An 18,911-nucleotide genomic window follows, 5' to 3' on the forward strand; every position below is an offset into this window, starting at 1 on the left:
TCCCGCTGCGCTCCTACGATGTCCCATGATCCCATTCCGCATCACTTCACCCCCGCCGTCCCCACGTCTGGCTGGGGTCAGCCTGTGAACTCGCCCACACTTCCGACAGGTGAACCCTTTCCTACGCTGCGCATCCAGCACCTGTGTTTCCCGGTGCAGGCGCTGGACGGTACGACGTTACAGATCGGCGCACGCCTTCAACTCCCCGTGCTGGATGGGCCGGGGCCTGCGGTGGTGATCGCCCACGGTTCCAATGGCATCGACTCACGCGGGCAGGCGCACGCGCTGGACCTGAACCGCGCCGGCATTGCCACGCTGGAAATCGATATGTGGGGCGCGCGGGGTCTGGCGGGCGGCTCGGAAGGCAGGCCGAAAGCGGCGTGGGAAACCCTGCCGGACGTGTTCGGCGCGTTTGCCGTGCTGGCCGCGCATCCAGGGGTGGACGCCCGCCGGATCGGCATCGTCGGCTTTTCGTGGGGCGGCGTCGTAAGCCTGCTCAGTGCCACCCGCAACTCCCATGACCTTTACCTGAATGCAGGGCGGCAGTTCGCCGCACACGCCGCCTTCTATCCGGCCTGCTGGATATACAACACCGTTCACGGCTATGAATTCCGGGATCTGACCGGGGCCAGCATCTTGATTCTGGTGGGCGAGCAGGACCGTTATGATGATCCCGGAGAATTGGGGCCGGAGCTGATCGCCCATCTGGACCCGGCGGACCGTCCCCACATCCAGACCGTCATTTATCCCGGCGCGGAACACGGCTTCAACATGTTCGAGGCCCCGTATACCTACCGTGACCCGATGTTGCACCGGGGCCAGGGCGGCGAGGGGCGGTCTGCTCCCCACCCGGAAGCGCGGGAGGCCGCCCGCCAGACACTCGTGCAGTTCTTTGCAAGGGTGCTGATCGTGGAAATGGACTCGCCGTGAAAGAGATCCAATGTCTGTGAAGTTTGATTGGCCGGATCAAAATCTAGAGGTTGCCCAAGTTTTCCCTGCCAGAACCCGTTATGGGCGCTGAGGCCCGCCTCCGGGAACTCGGACTGGTGCTGCCGCCAGCAGTGCGGCTGCCTGCCGGAGTGGTCCTGCCCTTTGCGATGGTGCGGGTGGTGGGCACGCGCGCCGTCATTTCCGGCCACGGTCCGCAGGCCCCGGACGGCACGCTGGCCGGGCCGCTGGGCAAGGTGGGCGGCGAAGTTTCGCCCGGTGCAGCGCATGGCAGCGCGAGGCTGGTGGCCCTCTCGGTGCTGGGCAGCCTGCGCCGCGAGCTGGGCGATCTGGACCGGATCAGGGCCTGGGTGCGGGTTCACGGCATGGTCAACGCCGCGCCCGGCTTTACCGGAATGCCAGAGGTGATCAACGGCTTTTCTGCCCTGATCCTGGATGTGTTCGGCCCAGAGATCGGTCAGCACGGCCGCTCGGCAGTGGGACTGGCCGAACTGCCCTGGAACATTCCGGTGGAAGTGGAGGCTGAGGTGCTGCTCCGGGACTGACGCCTTCAATCCGCGATTTTCCAGCGGTACACGCCCAGAAAGCTGGGGTTGCTGCTCGCCGGGTGAAAGGCGCGCTCGGCGTAGCGCAGCAGGCTCTGAACGGTGAGCAGCCGGACCTCGCCGCCTTCTGCGGGGCTGGCTCCGGTGTGGTACACCACCTTGCCGTCTCCCAGGTACACCATGCTGTGATACGAGCGCAGCCCTGGACGGATGAAGATCAGCAGATCGCCGCGTTTGGCTTTGTCCATATCGCGCGACACCCGCACCATCGAATAGGTAGAGAGGTACTGAACCCCAGTGCGTCCCACCAGCTTTCCGGCCCCGATATCGCCCGACTGGTACACCCCGCCCGCCACCCGGAACACCGAGCGGCTGATGACGGGCAGCGGATAACTGAACGCTTGCACCGGGCCAAGTTTCGGGCGCGGCAGATACCTGAACTTGGCAAACCACGCCGCGTCATGCGGCATCAATGCGTTGATCAGGGCGTAGCGCAGCAGGCCGCCGCAATCGCGGTCCTCGGGCTTCCAGTCGGCGTTCATGCCGTAGTACTGGCTCTCAGCGACGGCGGCAAACCAGTCGGCGAAATTAGCACGGTCCTGCCCCACCAGTTCGGCAGCGTCGGGGTAGCCGTCGCGGTCCCGGTCTGCGGCACCGGGCGGGCCAGGTGCGGCAACCGTCTGCGTGGAGCCACCGCCCAGCGCGATACAGGCCAGCAGGCAGAGGCCAGACATGAGATGGCGCCGCGTCATGCCCCGAGTATCTTCCGGGAGTCGGCGCGGCGGGTGAGGGACGGGGTTTCGACGCCAATGGGAAGCTGGTGGAAACGCCTGGACATCCAGATGGGCGTCCAGGCCTCCTCTGTTCAAGTTGTCCCAGCTATGGCCGCTCTTCAGGACCAGACCATGGGCAGGAAAAACAGATTCAGTATCAGCCGCCTTCACCCGCTGGCCGCGACAGCTTTCCAGCGATCACGGCATGCCGCGCCCCCGTCGTGTGCGGCAGCGTGTTGCGCCAGCCCTGATACGCGTAATACCCCAGGATGGCAAAGGCTGCCGCCTCCCGCGCGCTGGAATTCCAGCCGCGTTCCTCGAAGGTCAGGACGGGGATCGGTGCCAGCGCCGCCTTGAGCTGCGCCATGAAAGTGGGATTGTACGCGCCGCCGCCCGCAACGACGATCTCGTCCAGACCGTGCGGCAGCACAAACCGTTGATAGGCGTCCACCACCGTCTGCGCGCTGAAGGCGGTCACGGTGGCGGCAATGTCGCGCGCATTCAACTCGAAAACACCCGGCAGGCGTTGCAGGTTCCAGCGTTCGCGCCCGGTGGATTTGGGTGGTGGTGCAGCCAGATAAGCGTCTCGCCGCCACGTCTGCACCAGACTGTCGGCGACCATTCCGCTTGCGCCCATGCGCCCGCCATCGTCGAAACGCCCCCCGAACAACTCGGCAGCCTCGTCAATCAGGGCATTGGCGGGGCCAGTGTCAAAAGCGATCACACCAGCCTCATCCAGTCCCGGCAGATAGGTCAGGTTGCTGATGCCGCCCAGGTTGTGAATGGCGCGGCGCACGCCAGCCTCGGCGTACATCAACCGGTCTGCAAAGGGCACCAGCGGCGCACCCTGACCCCCGGCCACCATGTCGGGCGGGCGAAAATCGGACACCACGGGCTTCTCGGTGCGCTCCACGATGATGGACGCCTCACCGATCTGGAGGGTGGAGCGGGTGTGCCAGCCGCGCGTTTCATCGGGGGCGGGGATGTGGTGAACCGTCTGCCCGTGGCTGGCGATCAGGTCTGCATCTGCTGAAAGTTCGGCGGCGGCATCGGCCAGCGCCTCGCCCAGCCAGAAATTCAACTGGGTAATTTCGCTGGTTTTGGCCTCATCACGGCTGGCAGCCAACAAGGCGGCGCGCAGGTCATCGGCAAACGGGATGTAACGGTGTTCCAGCACCCGTGCGCGCGGTGTGGGGCCAGTCAATTCGGGAGGGCGTCCGCCCACACCCAGAGCAGGCCAGCCCGGAAGCTCGATCAGCACAGCGTCGATGCCGTCCATGCTGGTGCCCGTCATCAGGCCCAGGATGCGGGGCGCGCGGGTCACGGGTGACCACCTGCCCGTGAAAATCTCCGTTCCAGTTGAAGTTCGGGGCGTTCTGACTGAATCATTGCGCCCACACCGTACCATCCTCCCTCCAGCCAGGCCACGGTCCGTTCAGTTTGAATTGCCGGGAAACAGCCTCTGCGCCGTGTACCACACAGACAGGGCCGCAAAAATCATCTATAATTACGGTATGAGCGAAACGACTCCCCGCCAATCCGCCACCCGCCAATCGGGAAGCCGCCGCAAGGACACGCCCGCCCCAGCGCCCAGTGACGCGGTGCCCAGCGACGCCACCGGTTTTCAGCGGCTGCTGACCACCGCACAGATCGACGCCGACGTGACCAGTATTGTGGCGGACCCGGCCACAGCCGACGCCCAGCTCACGGCCCTGCTGCGTGTGGCGCTGGACCGCTGGGGCTACAGCCTGCATCATCTGGAACATCGCGCGGCGCTGACCGACACGGGCGAGATTCAACTGTTCGCAGGCAAGACACTGGTGGGCCGCACCGGAGAGGATGCCGAACATCTGGCCCGCAGCTACGCCAGCTTGGGCGCTCCCAACGCCGACGGCCTGAGCGACTGGAGTGTGCTGGGTGAAGGCTGGCGCACGACCATCAAGAGTGCGGCGCAACTGCGCGTACTGATCGAGGACGCCCGTGATTTCGAGACGATGTGGACCCCGGAGCGCGGCCTGTTTCTGCGCATCTGGCGGCGCACCGAGGGCGGCCAGGAGGTCACGGCCACCGAGTACGCCCAGCCCGTAAATGCCACCCAGTTGCTGGGCGACGCCGCCTGGGACGCCATCCAGGGCATCAAGGACCGCGCCCTGCAACGCGAACTGATGGAGCGCAGCGCCAAGGGTGGTCTGCTGCAAGCCTTCCTGAGTGCGCGCCACAAGGACGCCGAACGCAACCTCGGCAGCCTGCCAGAAACACACTTCACCGTTCAAAGCAGCGTGACGCGCCTGACCGGGGAAGATGCCCGTGACTTCGCGGCAGTCCGCGCCGCCCAGAAAACCACCGCCGATGAGCTGAGGGCCATGCAGGAACGCGCGGTCAAGGGCATGGTCGAGCTGCTGCGGAGTGATCTGCGCTGACCACAGCCCGTTCTCTTGGCCGTTCTTGCTGAAAACTCAGCGGTGCGGCTGGGACTTCGGACAGGAAGAGAGTGGGGTAGGGACGTGAAGCCTTAGCCCTGCCCGGTCAGAAAGCCCCGCACCTCGCCCAATCCCCCGGTGTTCAGCAGCACCTTTCCGCTGGCCCGGTGGATCAGCGCTGGGGTGCTGCGAACGCCGCTACGCTCCGTCAGGGCGAAGAAAGCCTCGGCGTGCTGCTGGCGGTGGACCACCTCGATCTGGGATTCAAACTGCCCCTTAAGCGGCTTTGCCAGCATCAGCTTCAGGCGCTCGCAGCTGGGGCAGTCGTCCTGGGTCAGCATCACAAACGGCGCAGGATGAACCTCAGAATCAGTCATGGCTGACCCGCACAGTGGGCTGAAGATCAGGAAAATGGCCACACCACAGCGCGTCAATGTCCGCGTCAGTGATGGCCTCGGTGGTCATTTTGCTGTAACTGCTGCCCTTGGCGCTGAAGAAATCGTGGGTGGTGCCGCGCGACTGGATGCCGTTCTGGACCACGGGGTTGATCTCCTCGTCGGGGAAGGTGCGTTCCAGATCCAGATTGTCGGCCAGTACGTTGAAGTTGAAGCGGATAAAGCGTTTGACGTCTCCGGCCAGTCCCACGTCCGCGTACAGGACTTCGGTGTAAGCAAGCTCATTTTTGTAGAGTGTTTGCAGCGTCTCGGCGTACCACGCTTTCGCATATGCCTGCTCGGCGGCGTTCAGCAGGTTGAATTTCTCCTGGGCCAGCAGCGCCACGTACACGCCATGCAGCGCCTCGTCCAAGATAATCAGATTAAAAATCTCGCCTGCCGAAACCATCCGGCCCTGCCCGGCCAGATACAGCGGATAGAAAAATCCACTGTAGAACAGCGACGTTTCCAGCATGCACGACACCACCATCTTCTTCCACAGGCCCAGCGCGGACACATCTGGACCGTGAAAAATGTCCTGGATGAAGGCAATCTTGAATTGCAGGTGGGGCTGCGACCGCACCCACTCAAAGACCTCGCGTTCCTCGGTGGTGGACAGGAAGGTCTTGTTCATCATGCTGTAGCTGCGGGCGTGGATGTCCTCCATCATGCCCTGAAATTGCAGCGTCGCTTTGCGGATGTGACCGTCTACCAAGCCGCGCAGGGCGGGCATTCCCACCTCGCCCTGCAAAGTGTCCAGCGCGTTCAGGCCCGCCGAGGCGTGGATGTAGGTCCAGCGTTCAGCATCACTGAGGGTCTTCCAGACCAGCGCGTCGTTGTTCAGGGGGATTTCCTCGGGAAACCACAACTGGGAGGTGTACTTCTCGTAGAAGGTGGCGGAGAAGCTGTCCTCGGGGTCAGACCAGTTGGTGGCGGAGAAGGGTTGGGATGACATAGAGACTCCTTGAAAAAAATTGCGGTGAGTCGGAGCCGAACCCGAGCAGACTTGCAAAGCTGCGCAGCAGAGCGAGTGGCAAGCAAGACCTTCCGGCTCTGATTCCAACCTACCCGGTAACAACACCGGACAGGCTTCCATCGCCGCCAGAAGGTTTCAGACCACGCAGCTCAGGCACTCTTGCAGGTTGGACTTGCGCAGGCGCGTGTAGTACAGGGTTTTGATACCCAGGCGATAGGCGTACAGATAATAGGCTTGCAGGGTGCGGGTGGTGGCGCTGGCGGGGATGAACAGCGTGCAGGAAATGCCCTGATCTACATGGCGTTGCGCGGCGGCCACGGTGTCTAGCACGCGGCGCTGGTCCATGTCGTAGGCTTCCTCGTAGTACCACTCGGTCTCGGCACTCAGGTGCGGCATGGGATAGATGGTCCGCGCCTTGTTGCTGGTGCGCGTTTCCACCTTTTCCGTGATCGGCATGATGCTGGCGCTGGCGTGAGACACGTAGCTGATGCTCCCAGTGGGGGCAACGGCCATCACGAACGAATGCGCCAGACCGTGCTGCTTGATATCGGCCACAAGCTGCTCCCAGTCGGCGCGGGTGGGCAGGGCGTGACCGTCAAACAGGGCCGCGACTTCGGGCATTTTTGGCGCAAAGTCCCGGTCCAGATACTGGGCGAAGTGTTCGCCGGACTGGTACCGGCTGCCCTGGAAGCCCCCGAAGACAAAGCCCGTGTCCCGCGCGATTTCCATACTCGCTTTGCGGGCGTGGTAATGCACGGCGGCGAAGAATACGTCCACAAATTCCAAAGCCTCGGGAGAGCCATAGATCAGTTCCTTGCCCGCCAGGAAGGACTGCAGGCCCATCGCGCCCAGGCCAATGGAGCGCATTTCCTCGTTGGCGCGGCGCACAGCGGGAACCTCGGTGATGTGGGTGGACTGCGCGACGTTGTCCAGCATCCGCACGGCAGCGCCCACCACGCGGCCAAGATCGCGGCTGCCCATCGTCTGCTCAATCACCAGCGAGGCCAGATTGCACGACACGTCCAGCCCGATGCGGTCCTTGCTTTCCTGCCCGTAAGCGTGAAAATAACTGGGCGTGGTGGGTTGCAGAATCTCGGAACACAGGTTGCTCATCTTGATGGTACCGACGTTGGGAATCGGGTTGGCGCGGTTGGCGTGGCCCTCAAACAGCAGGTAGGGGTAGCCGCTCTCCCCCTGCGTCACGGCGATTTCTTCCAGAATCCGGCGAGCCGCGACGCGCTTCTTGCGGATGCGAGGGTTGTCGGCCAGCGCGTCGTATTCCGTCGTCCAGTTGATGTCGGTGAATTCGCGCCCGGTTTCCTGCCACAGCGAATGGGGGAAGAACTGGTAAATGTCCTCACCCGCACGCACCTTCTCAATGAAGACGTCAGGAATGGTGGCGCCCACACTGAGGGTCTTGAGCCGGGCGTCCTCATCGGTGGCGATCTTCTTGGCCCCCAGGGTGTCCAGAAAGTCGGCGTGCATCACGCTCAGATAGATGGCCCCCGCGCCGGGGCGCTGTCCGGCCTGATCGGCGTACCGGAGCATGTTGTCCAGCATCTTGGCGACGCCCATCACACCCTTGGTGACGTTCTGGATGCCGCGCAGACTTTCACCGCGTGCGCGCAGGTTGCTGACCTCCACGCCGATGCCGCCGCCGCCCTTGCTCAGTTCGGCCACGAAGGACAGGGTTTTGGTGATGGAATCCAGATTGTCGGTGCAGTCTTGCAAGAGAAAGCAACTGACCAGGCGGCCCGTGTTGGCCTTGCCGGAGTTCATCAGCGTGGGCGTGGCGGGGGTGAAGGTCTGGTTGACCAGATGATGCACCAGTTCCAGCGCCCCTTCCACGGTGTCCGAGCGGCTCAGGGCAGTGATACTCAGGCGGTCCTCGTAACGCTCCAGCCAGCGCGTGCGGTCCGGGGTCATGGTGGCGTACTCGTTGTAAAACTTGTACGCGCCCATGAAGGACTGAAAACGGAATTTGTAGCTGTAGGCGCGTTCAAAGACGGCCTGCACCTCGTCCGGCGTGTAGCGTTCAAACACCCCCACATCCCACACGCCCTGCTCGGTCAGGTAACGAATCTTCTCCTTGAGGTTGTGGAAGAAGACCGTGTTGGGGTTGACCTTTTCCTGGAAGTAGACCTGCAAGGCTTCCAGATCGTGTTGCGGCTGCACCAGCGTTCCGGCCAGTACTTTGTTGTTCAGTTCAATCCAACGTTCCATAGTTCTCCCTTAAATTAAGCACTGCGCTCCCTGAGCCACGTCAGCACGCGCACGCGGTCTGCGGCGGTGCCGCCCTTGTTGATCTTGGCGACGATGGGGACGCCGTACCGCGCCGCGATCACGTCCGCCGCCCGCGCAAAATTCTGACCCCAGTGGTACGAGCCGCTGGAGACCACGCCGCGCAGCAGATGCCCGTGCTGGTCCAGAAAAGTGTGGGTGGTGTCCGGCACCTGCCCCGTGCCGAAGGTGTAGGTCAGCAGCAGGTATTCAGTGTTGGGAACATGCGACCGTACGTCCACCGCTTCCGCGCCCAGTTGCCCGGCCAGTTCCCGCGCCAGCCGCCGCACGTTTCCCGTCAGAGAGTCGTAGGCCAGCAGCATCAGCCTTCCAGCCGGGGAACGGGGGTGGGCTGCCCATCATCGTCAATCGCCACCAGCACGAAGGTTCCGGTGCAGCCCAGTTCGCGGTGCTCGCTGTACATCTGCTCAATGAACAGTTCCACCAGCACGGTCATGCTGCTGCGCCCAGTCTTGACCACGCGGGCGACGAGTTCCACCAGACTGCCTTGCGGAATGGCACGTGAGAATTCCATCGCGTCCAGATGCCGCGTGACCACCTTGCGGCGGCAGTAGCGCGTGGCAGCGATAAAGGCGGCGCTGTCCATGAATGACAGGGCCTCGCCGCCGAACAGCGTGCCGTGGTGGTTGGTGTCGCCGGGAAAGACCACATGCGTGACGCGCGTCTCGGCAGTGTGAGGACGGGGAGGAAGGTTTGCGGGGTCCAGCGTGGGAGAGTAGGTCATGAAACCTCGGCAAAAAGACAGGACAGGGCCACCCGTGCGGCGGTACTCAGCGCGGGTTAATCAATAAAAACAAAAAAAGACGTATTCGCGCGGCCTGGCTTCAGGCGGCAAATACGGCAGTAAAACAGTTAATTCGGCACGGCGATTATCCTTGGCCCCTGACGCGGGAGCAGACACGAGAAGCAAACTCCGCGAGGCGAGCGTTCGGACTGGGGACCGTAGCGCGACTGTGCCGGACTGAACCCCCTTTTTAGGAGGCATGACCGGACTTCCCTCGGTTCCTGCGGAGGCTGCTCGTGGGGAGCAGCGCCGTCACTGTACTCCATCTGGTACTGGCGTGGAGCCGCGACGCTGTATCTGGACGGGACCGATCCGGCTTTTGTCTCAACCAGGGCCAATATCCAAGCGGTTCAGCACAGCCAGTGGGTGATGACGCAGGTCTCCGGCCAGGACTGCTCCGATTTTCAACACTTCAGTGTCGCCGCCAGATATCTTGGTCTGCCCTCGCCTCCTGGGCCATACGGATTCCATCACCAACGTGGCAGAGGTCGGGACAGCACCCATGTCTGGCACAGCTCAAAGAGAGGATGCCTGGACGCCCGTTCGGATGTCTTTGATGTTTCCACCCCGTTTAGGGCTTGAGCGAGCGAGCCTCCAGGCTGTCTGGGAGAGCGTTTTGCGTACATTGGGAGGCGACACTGCCATTTTGCTGAACCTATAGGGTTCAGTGGCCAGAAGCTGTTTTTTCGATGAGCTGCACCTCGAGGGCGGGTAATCATTCAACGCTGAGCAGAAAACATGGCTTGTTCAGGTTGAGGAGCGAATGGATTCGTCTTGTTGCCGTCCCACAACCACTTTCCAGGATCGGCGTCAAGCCCTAAACGGGGTGTTTCCGACGCCTCTCAATCGGGATTCGTTTCAGTCCGCCGCAGCGTCACGCCCCAGCGAGGCCATATTGATCACGAAGCGGTATTTCACGTCGTTGCGGATCATCCGGTCATAGGCAGTATTGATGTCCTGCATGTCGATCAGTTCGATATCGGCCACGATGCCGTGTTCGGCGCAGAAATCGAGCATCTCCTGGGTTTCGGCGAGTCCACCGATGTTGCTGCCCGAGACGCTGCGGCGGTGTGTGATCAGCAAGCCGCCGTGGACACCTACCGGATCGATTGCCCCGACGATGACCAGTTGTCCGTCAAGCTTGAGGGTTCTGAGATATGGCGCGAGATCATGGCTGGTCGGCACCGTGCTCAGGATGAAGTCGAAGCTGGCACGCGCCGCCTTCATGGCCTCAGGGTCACTGCTGATGATCACGTTGTGGGCACCCAGACGTAAGGCGTCGTCGGCCTTGCTCTGGGAGGTCGTGAAGAGGGTAACCTCGGCCCCCAGCGCGGCGGCCAGCTTGATGCCCATGTGTCCCAGCCCGCCCAGCCCCACGATGGCGACGCGGTGGCCCGGGCCAATCTTCCAGTGCATCAGCGGCGAATACATGGTGATGCCTGCGCACAGCAGCGGGGCCACCGCCTTGAGGTCCAGCGACTCCGGGACACGGAGTACGAATTCCTCGCGCACCACGATAGAACTCGAATAGCCGCCGAAGGTCAGGTTGCCACTGCCCCGCTCACGGGAGTTGTAGGTGGTGGTGTGCCCGTTCTCGCAGTACTGCTCCAGACCCTCGGCGCAACTCGGACACTCCTGGCAACTGTCGATCATGACCCCTACCCCAGCCAGATCGCCTGGTTTAAAGCCCTGGACCTGTTCGCCCACCGCCGTAACGCGGCCCACAATCTCATGACCGGGCACCATCGGGTATAGCCCCGGCCCCCACTCGCTGCGGGCCTGATGAATGTCCGAGTGACAGACTCCACTGAACAGGATCTCGATCTGAACGTCGCCCGGGCGCAGGTCACGCCGCTCGATCTGAAAGGGGGCGAGGGGGGTGGTGGCGTTCTGGGCGGCGTAAGCATTGACAGTGGGCATGGGAATCACTCCTGGTAAAACGGATGGGCGCAGACGGTGACGTGTGCAGACGGCATGGGCACAGGGTGGGCTGAAAGACCGGACACACACCATACTGTGGGTTTGCACCACCGTTCTGAGGCGAATGGCAAGGCGAGCTGCGTATGTACTTCAGTCTCTAGGTTCATTCTCCGGGCGCTTTGAGACCCCCCAGACCTGAAGACCAGAGAGTCCTCCTGAACATCAAACAGTTCCGGGCCATCCGGCGCATGACACCTGGAAGTGCGTGTCCCCACGGGTCAGTGTCGGACGGCCGAGTATGGGAGTGCTGATGCACTAAAGCCCTCTGTCCGGGTCAGCCACGGCCTCCAGCGATCTGGGCGGCCTCGGGCAAACGGGCAAGTCGGCGCATGGCCACAGCCCCAAGGAGCGGCCCTACCGCAAGTACCATGAAGGCGAGTGCCCAGCCACTGCTGCGGACCAGCAGAGGGACCAGCGCGATGCTCCCAGCAGTCAGGGTAAAGCCCAGCGCCAGTTGCATGGTCAATGCCGTGCCCACATAGGCGGGGTCGGCAATTTCGCTCACGATGGTTGAAAACTGGGCAGAGTCGGCAATGATCCAGAACCCCCACAGCAGACTCAGCGTCATCACCACAGGAGGGGCTGCGTTCATCAGGACGGCGAGGGCCAGCGCCAGGGCACAGCCGCCAGACAGGAACATGGCCAGCGCCGTGAGGCGTGTCCGGCCCCAGCGGTCTCCCAGCACCCCACCGACATAGCAGCCGAGCGCCCCCACCCCCACCACGGCAAAGGTGGCATAGGCAGCCCCCTGGCCCGGGTCAGGGAGGTTGCGCTCCGAGAGCAGCCGGGTAAAGAACACAGCGAACCAGGCCCACATGGCGTACAGCTCCCACATGTGTCCCAGATACCCCAGGGTGGTGAGGCCCATGGCGCGCCCGGTCAGGATGCGCCATGCCTGAGCGGGACGTAACACAGCAGGCGGATACTGATGAGGACCGTTCCTGACCTGCATGGCCATCAGACCGCCCAGCGCGGCCAGCAGACTGGTGACGGCAATCACCGCCTGCCAGTTCGCTCCGCCCAGGCCGTTGACCAGATGCGGCAGGGCAGCAGCGAGAGTCAGGGCACCAACCATGATGCCCAGCGCCACGCCACGCCCTGTGCGGAACCAGGTGGCCATGGCCTTGAGCGCAGGGGGATACACCAGTGCCAGGGCCGCTCCCGTTAAGGCGCGCAAAAAAATGGCCTGGGCTGGACCATCCGCCAGCAGCATGCCCAGATTGGCTCCTGCCGCCAGAAGTGCCCCGGTCAGAATCAGGTGCCGGGGCGAGACCCGGTCGGGAAGGTTGAGAACCGCGCTGAGGACCGCCCCTAGGACGAAGCCCAACTGGACGGCCAGCGTCAGCCACGCGGCGTCGGTGTCGCTGAGCGTCCAGACGACGCGCAGTTGGGGAAGCACGGCTGCTGCCGAAAACCACGGGGCCATGGCGAACACCACCGCGCCTGCCAGCCACGTGAGGGCGGTCCAGGGGCCAGGTGAGGCGTTTGGGGCGGCGGCATCTGGCATGCCGCGCATCATAGAGAACCCGCCATGCTGGAGAGGTCTGCCACCCAGGCCCGTCGTTCCTTCGCACTGTTTCCGGCTTATCCGTTACGTCCCCTCCTCTCCGTCACCGTTTTTCCTTTCCCTTCCAGTCGGGTTTCCCAGTTCTTTCATCACTGTTCAACTGGAACCATGGATGAGGGATTTTCTATTTCAGAAGTTCCAGGGCCAGCGCCAGCAAATCTTCTGGCGCGTCAAAGTGGTGGCGGCCCAGTAACAACCGCACCCCACTGTTCACACCCGGCCAGGCATCAGCGAGTTGCCGGGATTGCCATACGAACGAATCCGATTCGTCCGCACCCACGGCAACCAGAAAGGGGGCAGCGCTCGTTGGATGCAGAAAAGCCGGGCTGAGAGCGTGGGCCTCCTCTTCAGAGAGTCGTAAATCAGGCTGTAACTCGGTGCGGCGCAGCGGCCCCAGATCGTACAGGCCGCTGATGCCGATGCCGCCGGTCAATTTCACGTCCGGGAAGCCTTCGGCGGCCCAGTCGGTGGCATGGATCATGGCGGCCAGATGCCCCCCGGCGGAGTGCCCGGCCACGACCAACGGCCCCGGAAACTGGCTGGCGAGAAAGGCTGTGGCCTGCCGTGCCTGGGCCACGATCTGCGCCAGCGTCACGGCGGGCGTCAGGTCATAACTCATGACCGCCACGCGAATTCCAGCCTCCAGCAGCGGTGGGGCCAGATACGAAAAGGTGTCCTTGTAAAACGCCTGCCAGTACCCCCCGTGAATAAACATCAGGGTGGCCCGCGTCTTCTCTTCAGGTTCAAAGACATCCAGCCGCTCGTGTTCGCCCGTGCCGTAGGCCAGTTCCACGGGCGGAAATATTTCCCGTACGGTGGCGCTCTTCCGCACCCAGGCCGCGACGATGGCGTCGGCGTCTGGCACCCGGCGGCTGGGCATGTACTCGTCATTGGTGGCCGTGTCGAACAGGTTCTGGGGCTGCGTCATGCGGTGGGGTCTCCTGGGCGCAAAGCGGTCTGGATTCGGGAATGGACAACGGAAACTTGGAAAGTCTCGGGCCGGATACTCTAGAGTCGCAAGGACAGGCCGCAGAAGGGTGCGGCGCGCTGGAGGTCAGCTTATGGACGAATCACAGGACATGCAAACGCTCTTGGAGCTGACGGACAACTGGCAGGGCGGCGACGTGGGCCGCACCGAACTGGTCTCGGCCCTGCGCCGGGTCAGTGACGATTCCGGCGAGCTGATCCGCACGCTGATCACGCAGCTTTCTCAGGGGGCCGTGCAGGCGGGCCAGACCTCAGAACACACCGAGAACACCGACGCGTGGCGGCAGGAACTGATGGCTTGCCGCGCCCGCTCGTGGCCTTACCCGCACGGCGCAGGGCTGCTGGTAGGGCCGCATGTGTTGATCCTCACGGACGGCGAACAGGGCGTGCTGCTGCGCGCGGGTCGCCTGCGGGTGCTGACCTCCAGCGTCAGCGCGTCGCTGCTGCTGCTGTGCCAGACCATCGTGATGGCCCAGCATTCCCTGGACGGCAAGGTGGTGGGTCAGGCGCGCACCCAGCGCATCGAGTCGGCATCCACCTCATTGTCGGAAATCGACCCGATCAAGTAGGGCAGAGGTTGGAGGATGGCGGGGCAGACCATTGCGCCCCGCTGCCCTTTTGTTGCGCTGGGATGGAAGGCGGAAAAGAAACTCCTCTTCTGCGGGCCGTGCCAGCCAGTCTGCTTTGCAGCCAGCTCCCCTCAGAAGGGAGCCAGGAAAGCGCAACTGGAACGGCAGTTTCGCAACTCTCGCCTCCCTTCTAAGTGGAGCTGGGCGCCCGACTCGCAGAGCCGCGAAACAGAGGGGTCAAACCGTGTCAGCCACCCCAAAAACAGACGTCATAGGGGTTTCTTCGTCTGGTTCCAAACCCATGCCCTAAACTTTCCAGGCCAGCTCCACTTCCCAGGTTCCCACGCTGCCCCTTCCAAGGAGTCCCCATGACCAGTTCCCAGCGCCCGCAGTACATCCTGGCCCTCGACGGCGGCACCACGTCCAGCCGCGCCATCGTTTTCGATCACGGGGGCAACGTGGTGGCGCGGGCGCAGAAGGAATTTCCCCAGATTTTCCCGCGTCCGGGGCTGGTAGAACACGACGCGCAGGACATCTGGAGTACCCAACTGGGCGTGGCGCAGGAGGCCATCGCCTCGGCGCGGCTGCGGGCCAGCGATATCGCCGCCATCGGCATCACCAACCAGCGCGAAACCGTGGTGGTCTGGGACCGTGTTAGCGGGCAGCCAATCCACAACGCGGTTGTCTGGCAGGACCGCCGCACCGCTGGCCTGTGCGACACGCTAAGGGCCAAGGGCAAGGAGCCTGTGTTTCAACAGAAGACCGGGCTGATTCTGGACGCCTATTTCTCGGGAACCAAGGTGGCCTGGATTCTGGACCATGTGGACGGCGCACGCGGGCGGGCCGAGCGCGGCGAACTGGCCTTCGGCACGGTGGATTCCTGGCTGGTTTACAACCTGACTGGGGGCGAGCTGCACATCACCGACGCCAGCAATGCCAGCCGCACGCTGCTGTACAACATCCACACGGGTGAGTGGGATGACGAACTGCTCGGGATTCTGAACGTGCCGCGTGCCGTGCTGCCCGAGGTGCGCTCCTCCAGCGAGGTTTACGGCGAGACTGCGCCGGGGCTGCTGGGCGCGCAGATTCCGATTGCGGGCATCGCGGGCGACCAGATGGCGGCCACTTTCGGGCAGGTCTGCCTGGAACGCGGCATGGCCAAGAACACCTACGGCACGGGCTGTTTCATGCTGATGAACACCGAACAGGAGGCAGTGCCCAGCAACAACCGCCTGCTGACGACGGTGGCATGGCAACTGGACGGAAAGCGCACCTACGCGCTGGAAGGCTCGGTGTTCGTGGCGGGCGCGGTGGTGCAGTGGCTGCGCGACGGTTTGGGCATCATCCGCAGCAGCGAGGAAGTGGAGACGCTGGCAACACAGGTGCCCGACAGCGGCGGCGTGTATCTGGTTCCGGCCTTCGTGGGCCTAGGCGCGCCGTACTGGGACCCCTACGCGCGCGGCACCATCGTGGGCATGACGCGCGGCACCACTGCCGCCCACATCGCCCGCGCCGCGCTGGAAGCGGTGGCCTTTCAGAGCGCCGAACTGCTGGAGGCCATGCAAAAGGACAGCGGCGTGACTTTAAAGGAACTGAGGGTGGACGGCGGGGCCAGCACCAACGACCTGATGATGCAGTTTCAGGCCGACGTGCTGGGCGTTCCGGTGGTGCGCCCACGCATTACGGAGACCACGGCTCTGGGCGCAGCGTATCTGGCTGGGCTGGCGGTGGGCTTCTGGCAGGATCAGGCAGAACTGAAGGCCATGTGGCAGGAAGACCGCCGCTTTGAGCCGCAGATGGAACCAGGTGAGCGCGCGGCCAGGATGCGCCGCTGGAAAAAGGCCGTGGAGCGCTCCCGCGACTGGGAGGATGCGGAGGGCTGAGAGAGTCTGCGGCCAGACATCTTGAAGCGGTCCAGGTTTCTTCATCTGCCCCGCAGCAGGCAGCGTCCGGGCCACTGATCTCCAAATTCAAGTGCCCTTGGGTCTTCTGGGAGGTGGGGTTGAGAGCTTCACCCTCCCAGAAACCCGTCTGCTGAACCCCCAGCACTTCTGGTCAAAACGGTCCAGACCATTCATCATGGATCATGTCTGCCGACGCCCCCACCTTTGCCGAGGTCTACCCCGGCCACCCCGAGCCACAGTTTGAGCGGCTTGAATTCAGCCGCCTGTCGCCGCAAGAGACGCTGGCCCGCGCCGAGGCTTTTTACCAAGAGATGAAGCAGAGGCGCACCACCCGCCAGTTCAGCCGCGACGCCGTTCCGCAGGCCGTGATCGAGTGGGCCGTGCGGACAGCGGGCACGGCCCCCAGCGGCGCACACCGTCAGCCCTGGCGCTTCGTGGCCGTTCAGGACCCGGCCCTGAAAGCGCGGCTGCGCGGGGCGGTGGAGGCCGAGGAATACAAGACCTACACCGGGCGCATGCCCGAGGAATGGCGTGCGGCCCTGGCCCCGCTGGGCACCGATTATGTCAAGGCCCACCTGACCGACGCGCCGTGGGTGGTCGTGGTCTTTCGCGAGAAATACGGTCTGGACACGGACGGCACGCGCACCAAGCATTACTACACTGTGGAAAGCGCCTCGATTGCCGTGGGCCTGCTGATTGCCGCGCTGCACCACGCCGGGCTGGTCACGTTGACCCACACGCCCAATCCGATGGGGTTTCTGGCTGAATTGCTGGGCCGTCCCCGAAATGAGGAGGCGCTGATGGTGCTGCCCGTGGGCTACCCGGCCCCGGACGCTACCGTGCCGAAGCTGACGCGCAAGCCGCTGGAGCAGATTTTTCAGGTGGACTTGGGCGGCAATGGTCTGGACGACACTGATCTGGGCAGTACGGGGAGGTCAGTAGATTGAATCCTGAGCGTTCCAGCCGCGTACCCGCTGCTAGCACCCCCTTTGACCTTCGCCTACGGACGCGGTGGACGGACCAGGGGCTGGAGGCCGCATGACCGTTCAACCCGAACCATCCTTTCCCGCACCGGACCCGCAGCGCCACGGCTGGGCCATTCCGCCCGACACCGGGAACTCGCCCCTGAAGGCCGACGTGGCCGTGATCGGCGCGGGAGCGGCGGGTCTGACCGCAGCACTCCTGGCCGCCCAGAACGGGCAGCGCGTCATCCTGATCGAGCGCGAGCGGACGGGCGGCGAATGCACCTTCACCGGCTGTATTCCTTCCAAGGCGCTGCTGGCGATGGCAAAAAAGGTCCATGCGGCACGTCAGAGTACAGCGCTGGGAATGAACGTCAGTGGCGAGCCGGACTGGACCACCATCCGCGCCAGACTGCATGCGGTGATCGACCTGTTCGAGGATGTGGACTCCCCCGAATCTATCGAGCGGCGCGGCGTGCAGGTCATCGGGGGTCAGGCCGTTTTCGTCTCTCCACATGTGCTGGAGGTCACCCGTGACGGTCAGACCCGCACGGTGATGGCCGGGAAATTCGTGCTGGCGACGGGTTCGGAGGCGAAAGTGCCAGCCATCGACGGTCTGAGCGAGATTCCGTACCTGACCCACGAAACCATCTTCGACGTGCCGGAGCGGCCCGCGCATCTGCTGGTGCTGGGCGGCGGCCCCATCGGCTGCGAGCTGTCCCAGGCGTTCGTGCGGCTGGGCAGCCGGGTCACCACCATGCAACGCGGCGAGCGCTTGATCGACAGGGACGAGCCGGAAGCCTCGGCAGCACTCCTCCAGGTCTTGCAAGAAGACGGCGTGACCGTCCACCTGAACGCCGAAACGGTGCGGGCGGAGCGGACCGGGCAGGGCGTGCGGCTGCACCTGCGGGACGGTCAGACGGTGGAGGGTACGCATCTGCTGGTGGCGGTGGGCAAGACGCCGCGCGTGCAGGGGCTGGGCCTGGAGACCATCGGGGCCGACTTCGACGCTGGGGGGCTGAAGGTCCGGTCCGACATGCAGTCCAGCTCCTGCGCGTACCTGTGGGGCGCGGGCGACGTGGTGGGCGGATCCATGTTCACGCACGGCGCAACCGAGCGCGGCACGCTGGCCGGGCTGGGCGCGCTGGCGTGGTGGGGCAAGGGTGTGGCCGCCCTGCGCGCCCCCGCCGCCCGCGTGGAGGACATTCCCTGGGTGACCTACACCGAACCCGAGATCGCCCACTGGGGCCTGACGGAGGCGCAGGCGGTGAAGCGATACGGCGGGCGCGTGGTGGTGGTGGACTACGATTTCTCGCATCTGGACCGCGCCCGAACGGAACGCGAAGCGGGATTCGTCAAGCTCGTCGCCCTGAAGGGCGTGTTCGGCTCGCCCGTGGGCCTGCGGGTGGTGGGCGCGCAGGTGGTGGGCAGCCGCGCGGGAGAGCTGATCCAGACCCTCAGCCTGCCCTCCCGCCTGCACGTTCACCCGGCCAGACTGGCGCTGCTGCCGGTGCCATATCCCACTTACGGCGAGGCGGTACGGCACGTCTACCTGGGCCTGCTGGCGGACAATCCGGCCTTCGGCAAACGCCGTCCTGGGCCAACAGAGGGCCAGCAGACGCAGCCGAAAGCGCCGGACATGGGCCAGACCGCGCCCGGCTGATATGGACACCATCTGTCACACACTCAGATCGGGATAGCCCGAAGAGAGGACGCCGTTCCTGCGGGGAGCAACCCTGAGAGTCCTGTTCAGATTCCCAG

General features: G+C 64.0%; 17 protein-coding genes. 7 read left to right on the forward strand and 10 right to left on the reverse strand.

Annotated features, from left to right (window positions below):
• Window positions 1–18 precede the first annotated feature (18 nt).
• Both DAAJ005_RS01250 and DAAJ005_RS01255 read left to right on the forward strand, forming a co-directional pair.
• Entirely contained in the window at window positions 19–930 is a 912-nt protein-coding gene (locus tag DAAJ005_RS01250; RefSeq protein WP_192930691.1) for a dienelactone hydrolase family protein, read from the forward strand.
• An 80-nt stretch (window positions 931–1,010) separates the two neighbouring features.
• Complete coding sequence (locus tag DAAJ005_RS01255; protein WP_151845665.1) at window positions 1,011–1,493, forward strand: RidA family protein; 483 nt, start codon at window positions 1,011–1,013, stop codon at window positions 1,491–1,493.
• 5 nt (window positions 1,494–1,498) lie between these two features.
• Here the strand turns inward: DAAJ005_RS01255 and DAAJ005_RS01260 are convergent, their stop codons facing one another.
• Complete coding sequence (locus DAAJ005_RS01260; RefSeq protein ID WP_151845514.1) at window positions 1,499–2,245, reverse strand: DUF1175 family protein; 747 nt, start codon at window positions 2,243–2,245, stop codon at window positions 1,499–1,501.
• A 178-nt stretch (window positions 2,246–2,423) separates the two neighbouring features.
• Window positions 2,424–3,590 carry an anhydro-N-acetylmuramic acid kinase gene (locus DAAJ005_RS01265; protein WP_226342330.1) on the reverse strand — a complete coding sequence of 389 codons (1,167 nt, stop codon included), beginning with the start codon at window positions 3,588–3,590 and terminating at the stop codon, window positions 2,424–2,426.
• A gap of 190 nt (window positions 3,591–3,780) precedes the next feature.
• Here DAAJ005_RS01265 and DAAJ005_RS01270 point away from each other — a divergent pair, with 190 nt between their 5' ends.
• Window positions 3,781–4,686: a DNA repair protein gene (locus DAAJ005_RS01270; protein ID WP_151845515.1), complete on the forward strand. Its 906-nt coding sequence runs from the start codon at window positions 3,781–3,783 to the stop codon at window positions 4,684–4,686.
• A gap of 92 nt (window positions 4,687–4,778) precedes the next feature.
• On the opposite strand, the gene DAAJ005_RS01275 is transcribed toward DAAJ005_RS01270, so the two are convergent.
• From DAAJ005_RS01275 to DAAJ005_RS01310, 8 genes are all read right to left on the reverse strand, one after another.
• Window positions 4,779–5,063, reverse strand: coding sequence for a thioredoxin (locus DAAJ005_RS01275; RefSeq protein WP_151845516.1), 285 nt, complete (start codon window positions 5,061–5,063; stop codon window positions 4,779–4,781).
• A complete protein-coding gene (locus DAAJ005_RS01280; RefSeq protein WP_151845517.1) occupies window positions 5,056–6,075 on the reverse strand; it encodes a ribonucleotide-diphosphate reductase subunit beta in 1,020 nt (339 codons plus the stop codon). The genes DAAJ005_RS01275 and DAAJ005_RS01280 overlap by 8 nt, the downstream gene beginning before the upstream one ends.
• Before the next feature lie 156 nt (window positions 6,076–6,231).
• Window positions 6,232–8,319 (reverse strand): class 1b ribonucleoside-diphosphate reductase subunit alpha, encoded by a 2,088-nt coding sequence (nrdE, locus tag DAAJ005_RS01285; RefSeq protein WP_151845518.1) that lies wholly within the window; start codon window positions 8,317–8,319, stop codon window positions 6,232–6,234.
• Window positions 8,320–8,333: 14 nt separating this feature from the next.
• Window positions 8,334–8,699: a class Ib ribonucleoside-diphosphate reductase assembly flavoprotein NrdI gene (nrdI, locus tag DAAJ005_RS01290; protein WP_192930692.1), complete on the reverse strand. Its 366-nt coding sequence runs from the start codon at window positions 8,697–8,699 to the stop codon at window positions 8,334–8,336.
• Window positions 8,699–9,121, reverse strand: coding sequence for an acyl-CoA thioesterase (locus DAAJ005_RS01295; RefSeq protein WP_151845520.1), 423 nt, complete (start codon window positions 9,119–9,121; stop codon window positions 8,699–8,701). The genes nrdI and DAAJ005_RS01295 overlap by 1 nt, the downstream gene beginning before the upstream one ends.
• Before the next feature lie 918 nt (window positions 9,122–10,039).
• Entirely contained in the window at window positions 10,040–11,101 is a 1,062-nt protein-coding gene (locus tag DAAJ005_RS01300) for an NAD(P)-dependent alcohol dehydrogenase (protein ID WP_151845521.1), read from the reverse strand.
• A 334-nt stretch (window positions 11,102–11,435) separates the two neighbouring features.
• Window positions 11,436–12,668 carry an MFS transporter gene (locus DAAJ005_RS01305; protein WP_226342331.1) on the reverse strand — a complete coding sequence of 411 codons (1,233 nt, stop codon included), beginning with the start codon at window positions 12,666–12,668 and terminating at the stop codon, window positions 11,436–11,438.
• A 184-nt stretch (window positions 12,669–12,852) separates the two neighbouring features.
• On the reverse strand, window positions 12,853–13,656 hold the full coding sequence (locus DAAJ005_RS01310; protein WP_151845523.1) for an alpha/beta hydrolase: 804 nt from the start codon (window positions 13,654–13,656) through the stop codon (window positions 12,853–12,855).
• Window positions 13,657–13,789: 133 nt separating this feature from the next.
• On the opposite strand from DAAJ005_RS01310, the gene DAAJ005_RS01315 reads away from it, so the two are divergent.
• The 4 genes from DAAJ005_RS01315 to DAAJ005_RS01330 all read left to right on the forward strand — a co-directional run bounded on the left by DAAJ005_RS01315 (window position 13,790) and on the right by DAAJ005_RS01330 (window position 18,813).
• Window positions 13,790–14,284: a hypothetical protein gene (locus tag DAAJ005_RS01315; protein WP_075833209.1), complete on the forward strand. Its 495-nt coding sequence runs from the start codon at window positions 13,790–13,792 to the stop codon at window positions 14,282–14,284.
• A 368-nt stretch (window positions 14,285–14,652) separates the two neighbouring features.
• Window positions 14,653–16,167, forward strand: coding sequence for a glycerol kinase GlpK (gene glpK, locus DAAJ005_RS01320; protein ID WP_151845524.1), 1,515 nt, complete (start codon window positions 14,653–14,655; stop codon window positions 16,165–16,167).
• Window positions 16,168–16,370: 203 nt separating this feature from the next.
• Window positions 16,371–17,135: a nitroreductase family protein gene (locus DAAJ005_RS01325; RefSeq protein ID WP_151845525.1), complete on the forward strand. Its 765-nt coding sequence runs from the start codon at window positions 16,371–16,373 to the stop codon at window positions 17,133–17,135.
• Window positions 17,136–17,226: 91 nt separating this feature from the next.
• Window positions 17,227–18,813: an NAD(P)/FAD-dependent oxidoreductase gene (locus DAAJ005_RS01330; RefSeq protein WP_151845526.1), complete on the forward strand. Its 1,587-nt coding sequence runs from the start codon at window positions 17,227–17,229 to the stop codon at window positions 18,811–18,813.
• Window positions 18,814–18,911: the final 98 nt, after the last annotated feature.

Origin of the sequence: Deinococcus sp. AJ005 (assembly GCF_009017495.1) — a bacterium.
Lineage (GTDB): Bacteria > Deinococcota > Deinococci > Deinococcales > Deinococcaceae > Deinococcus.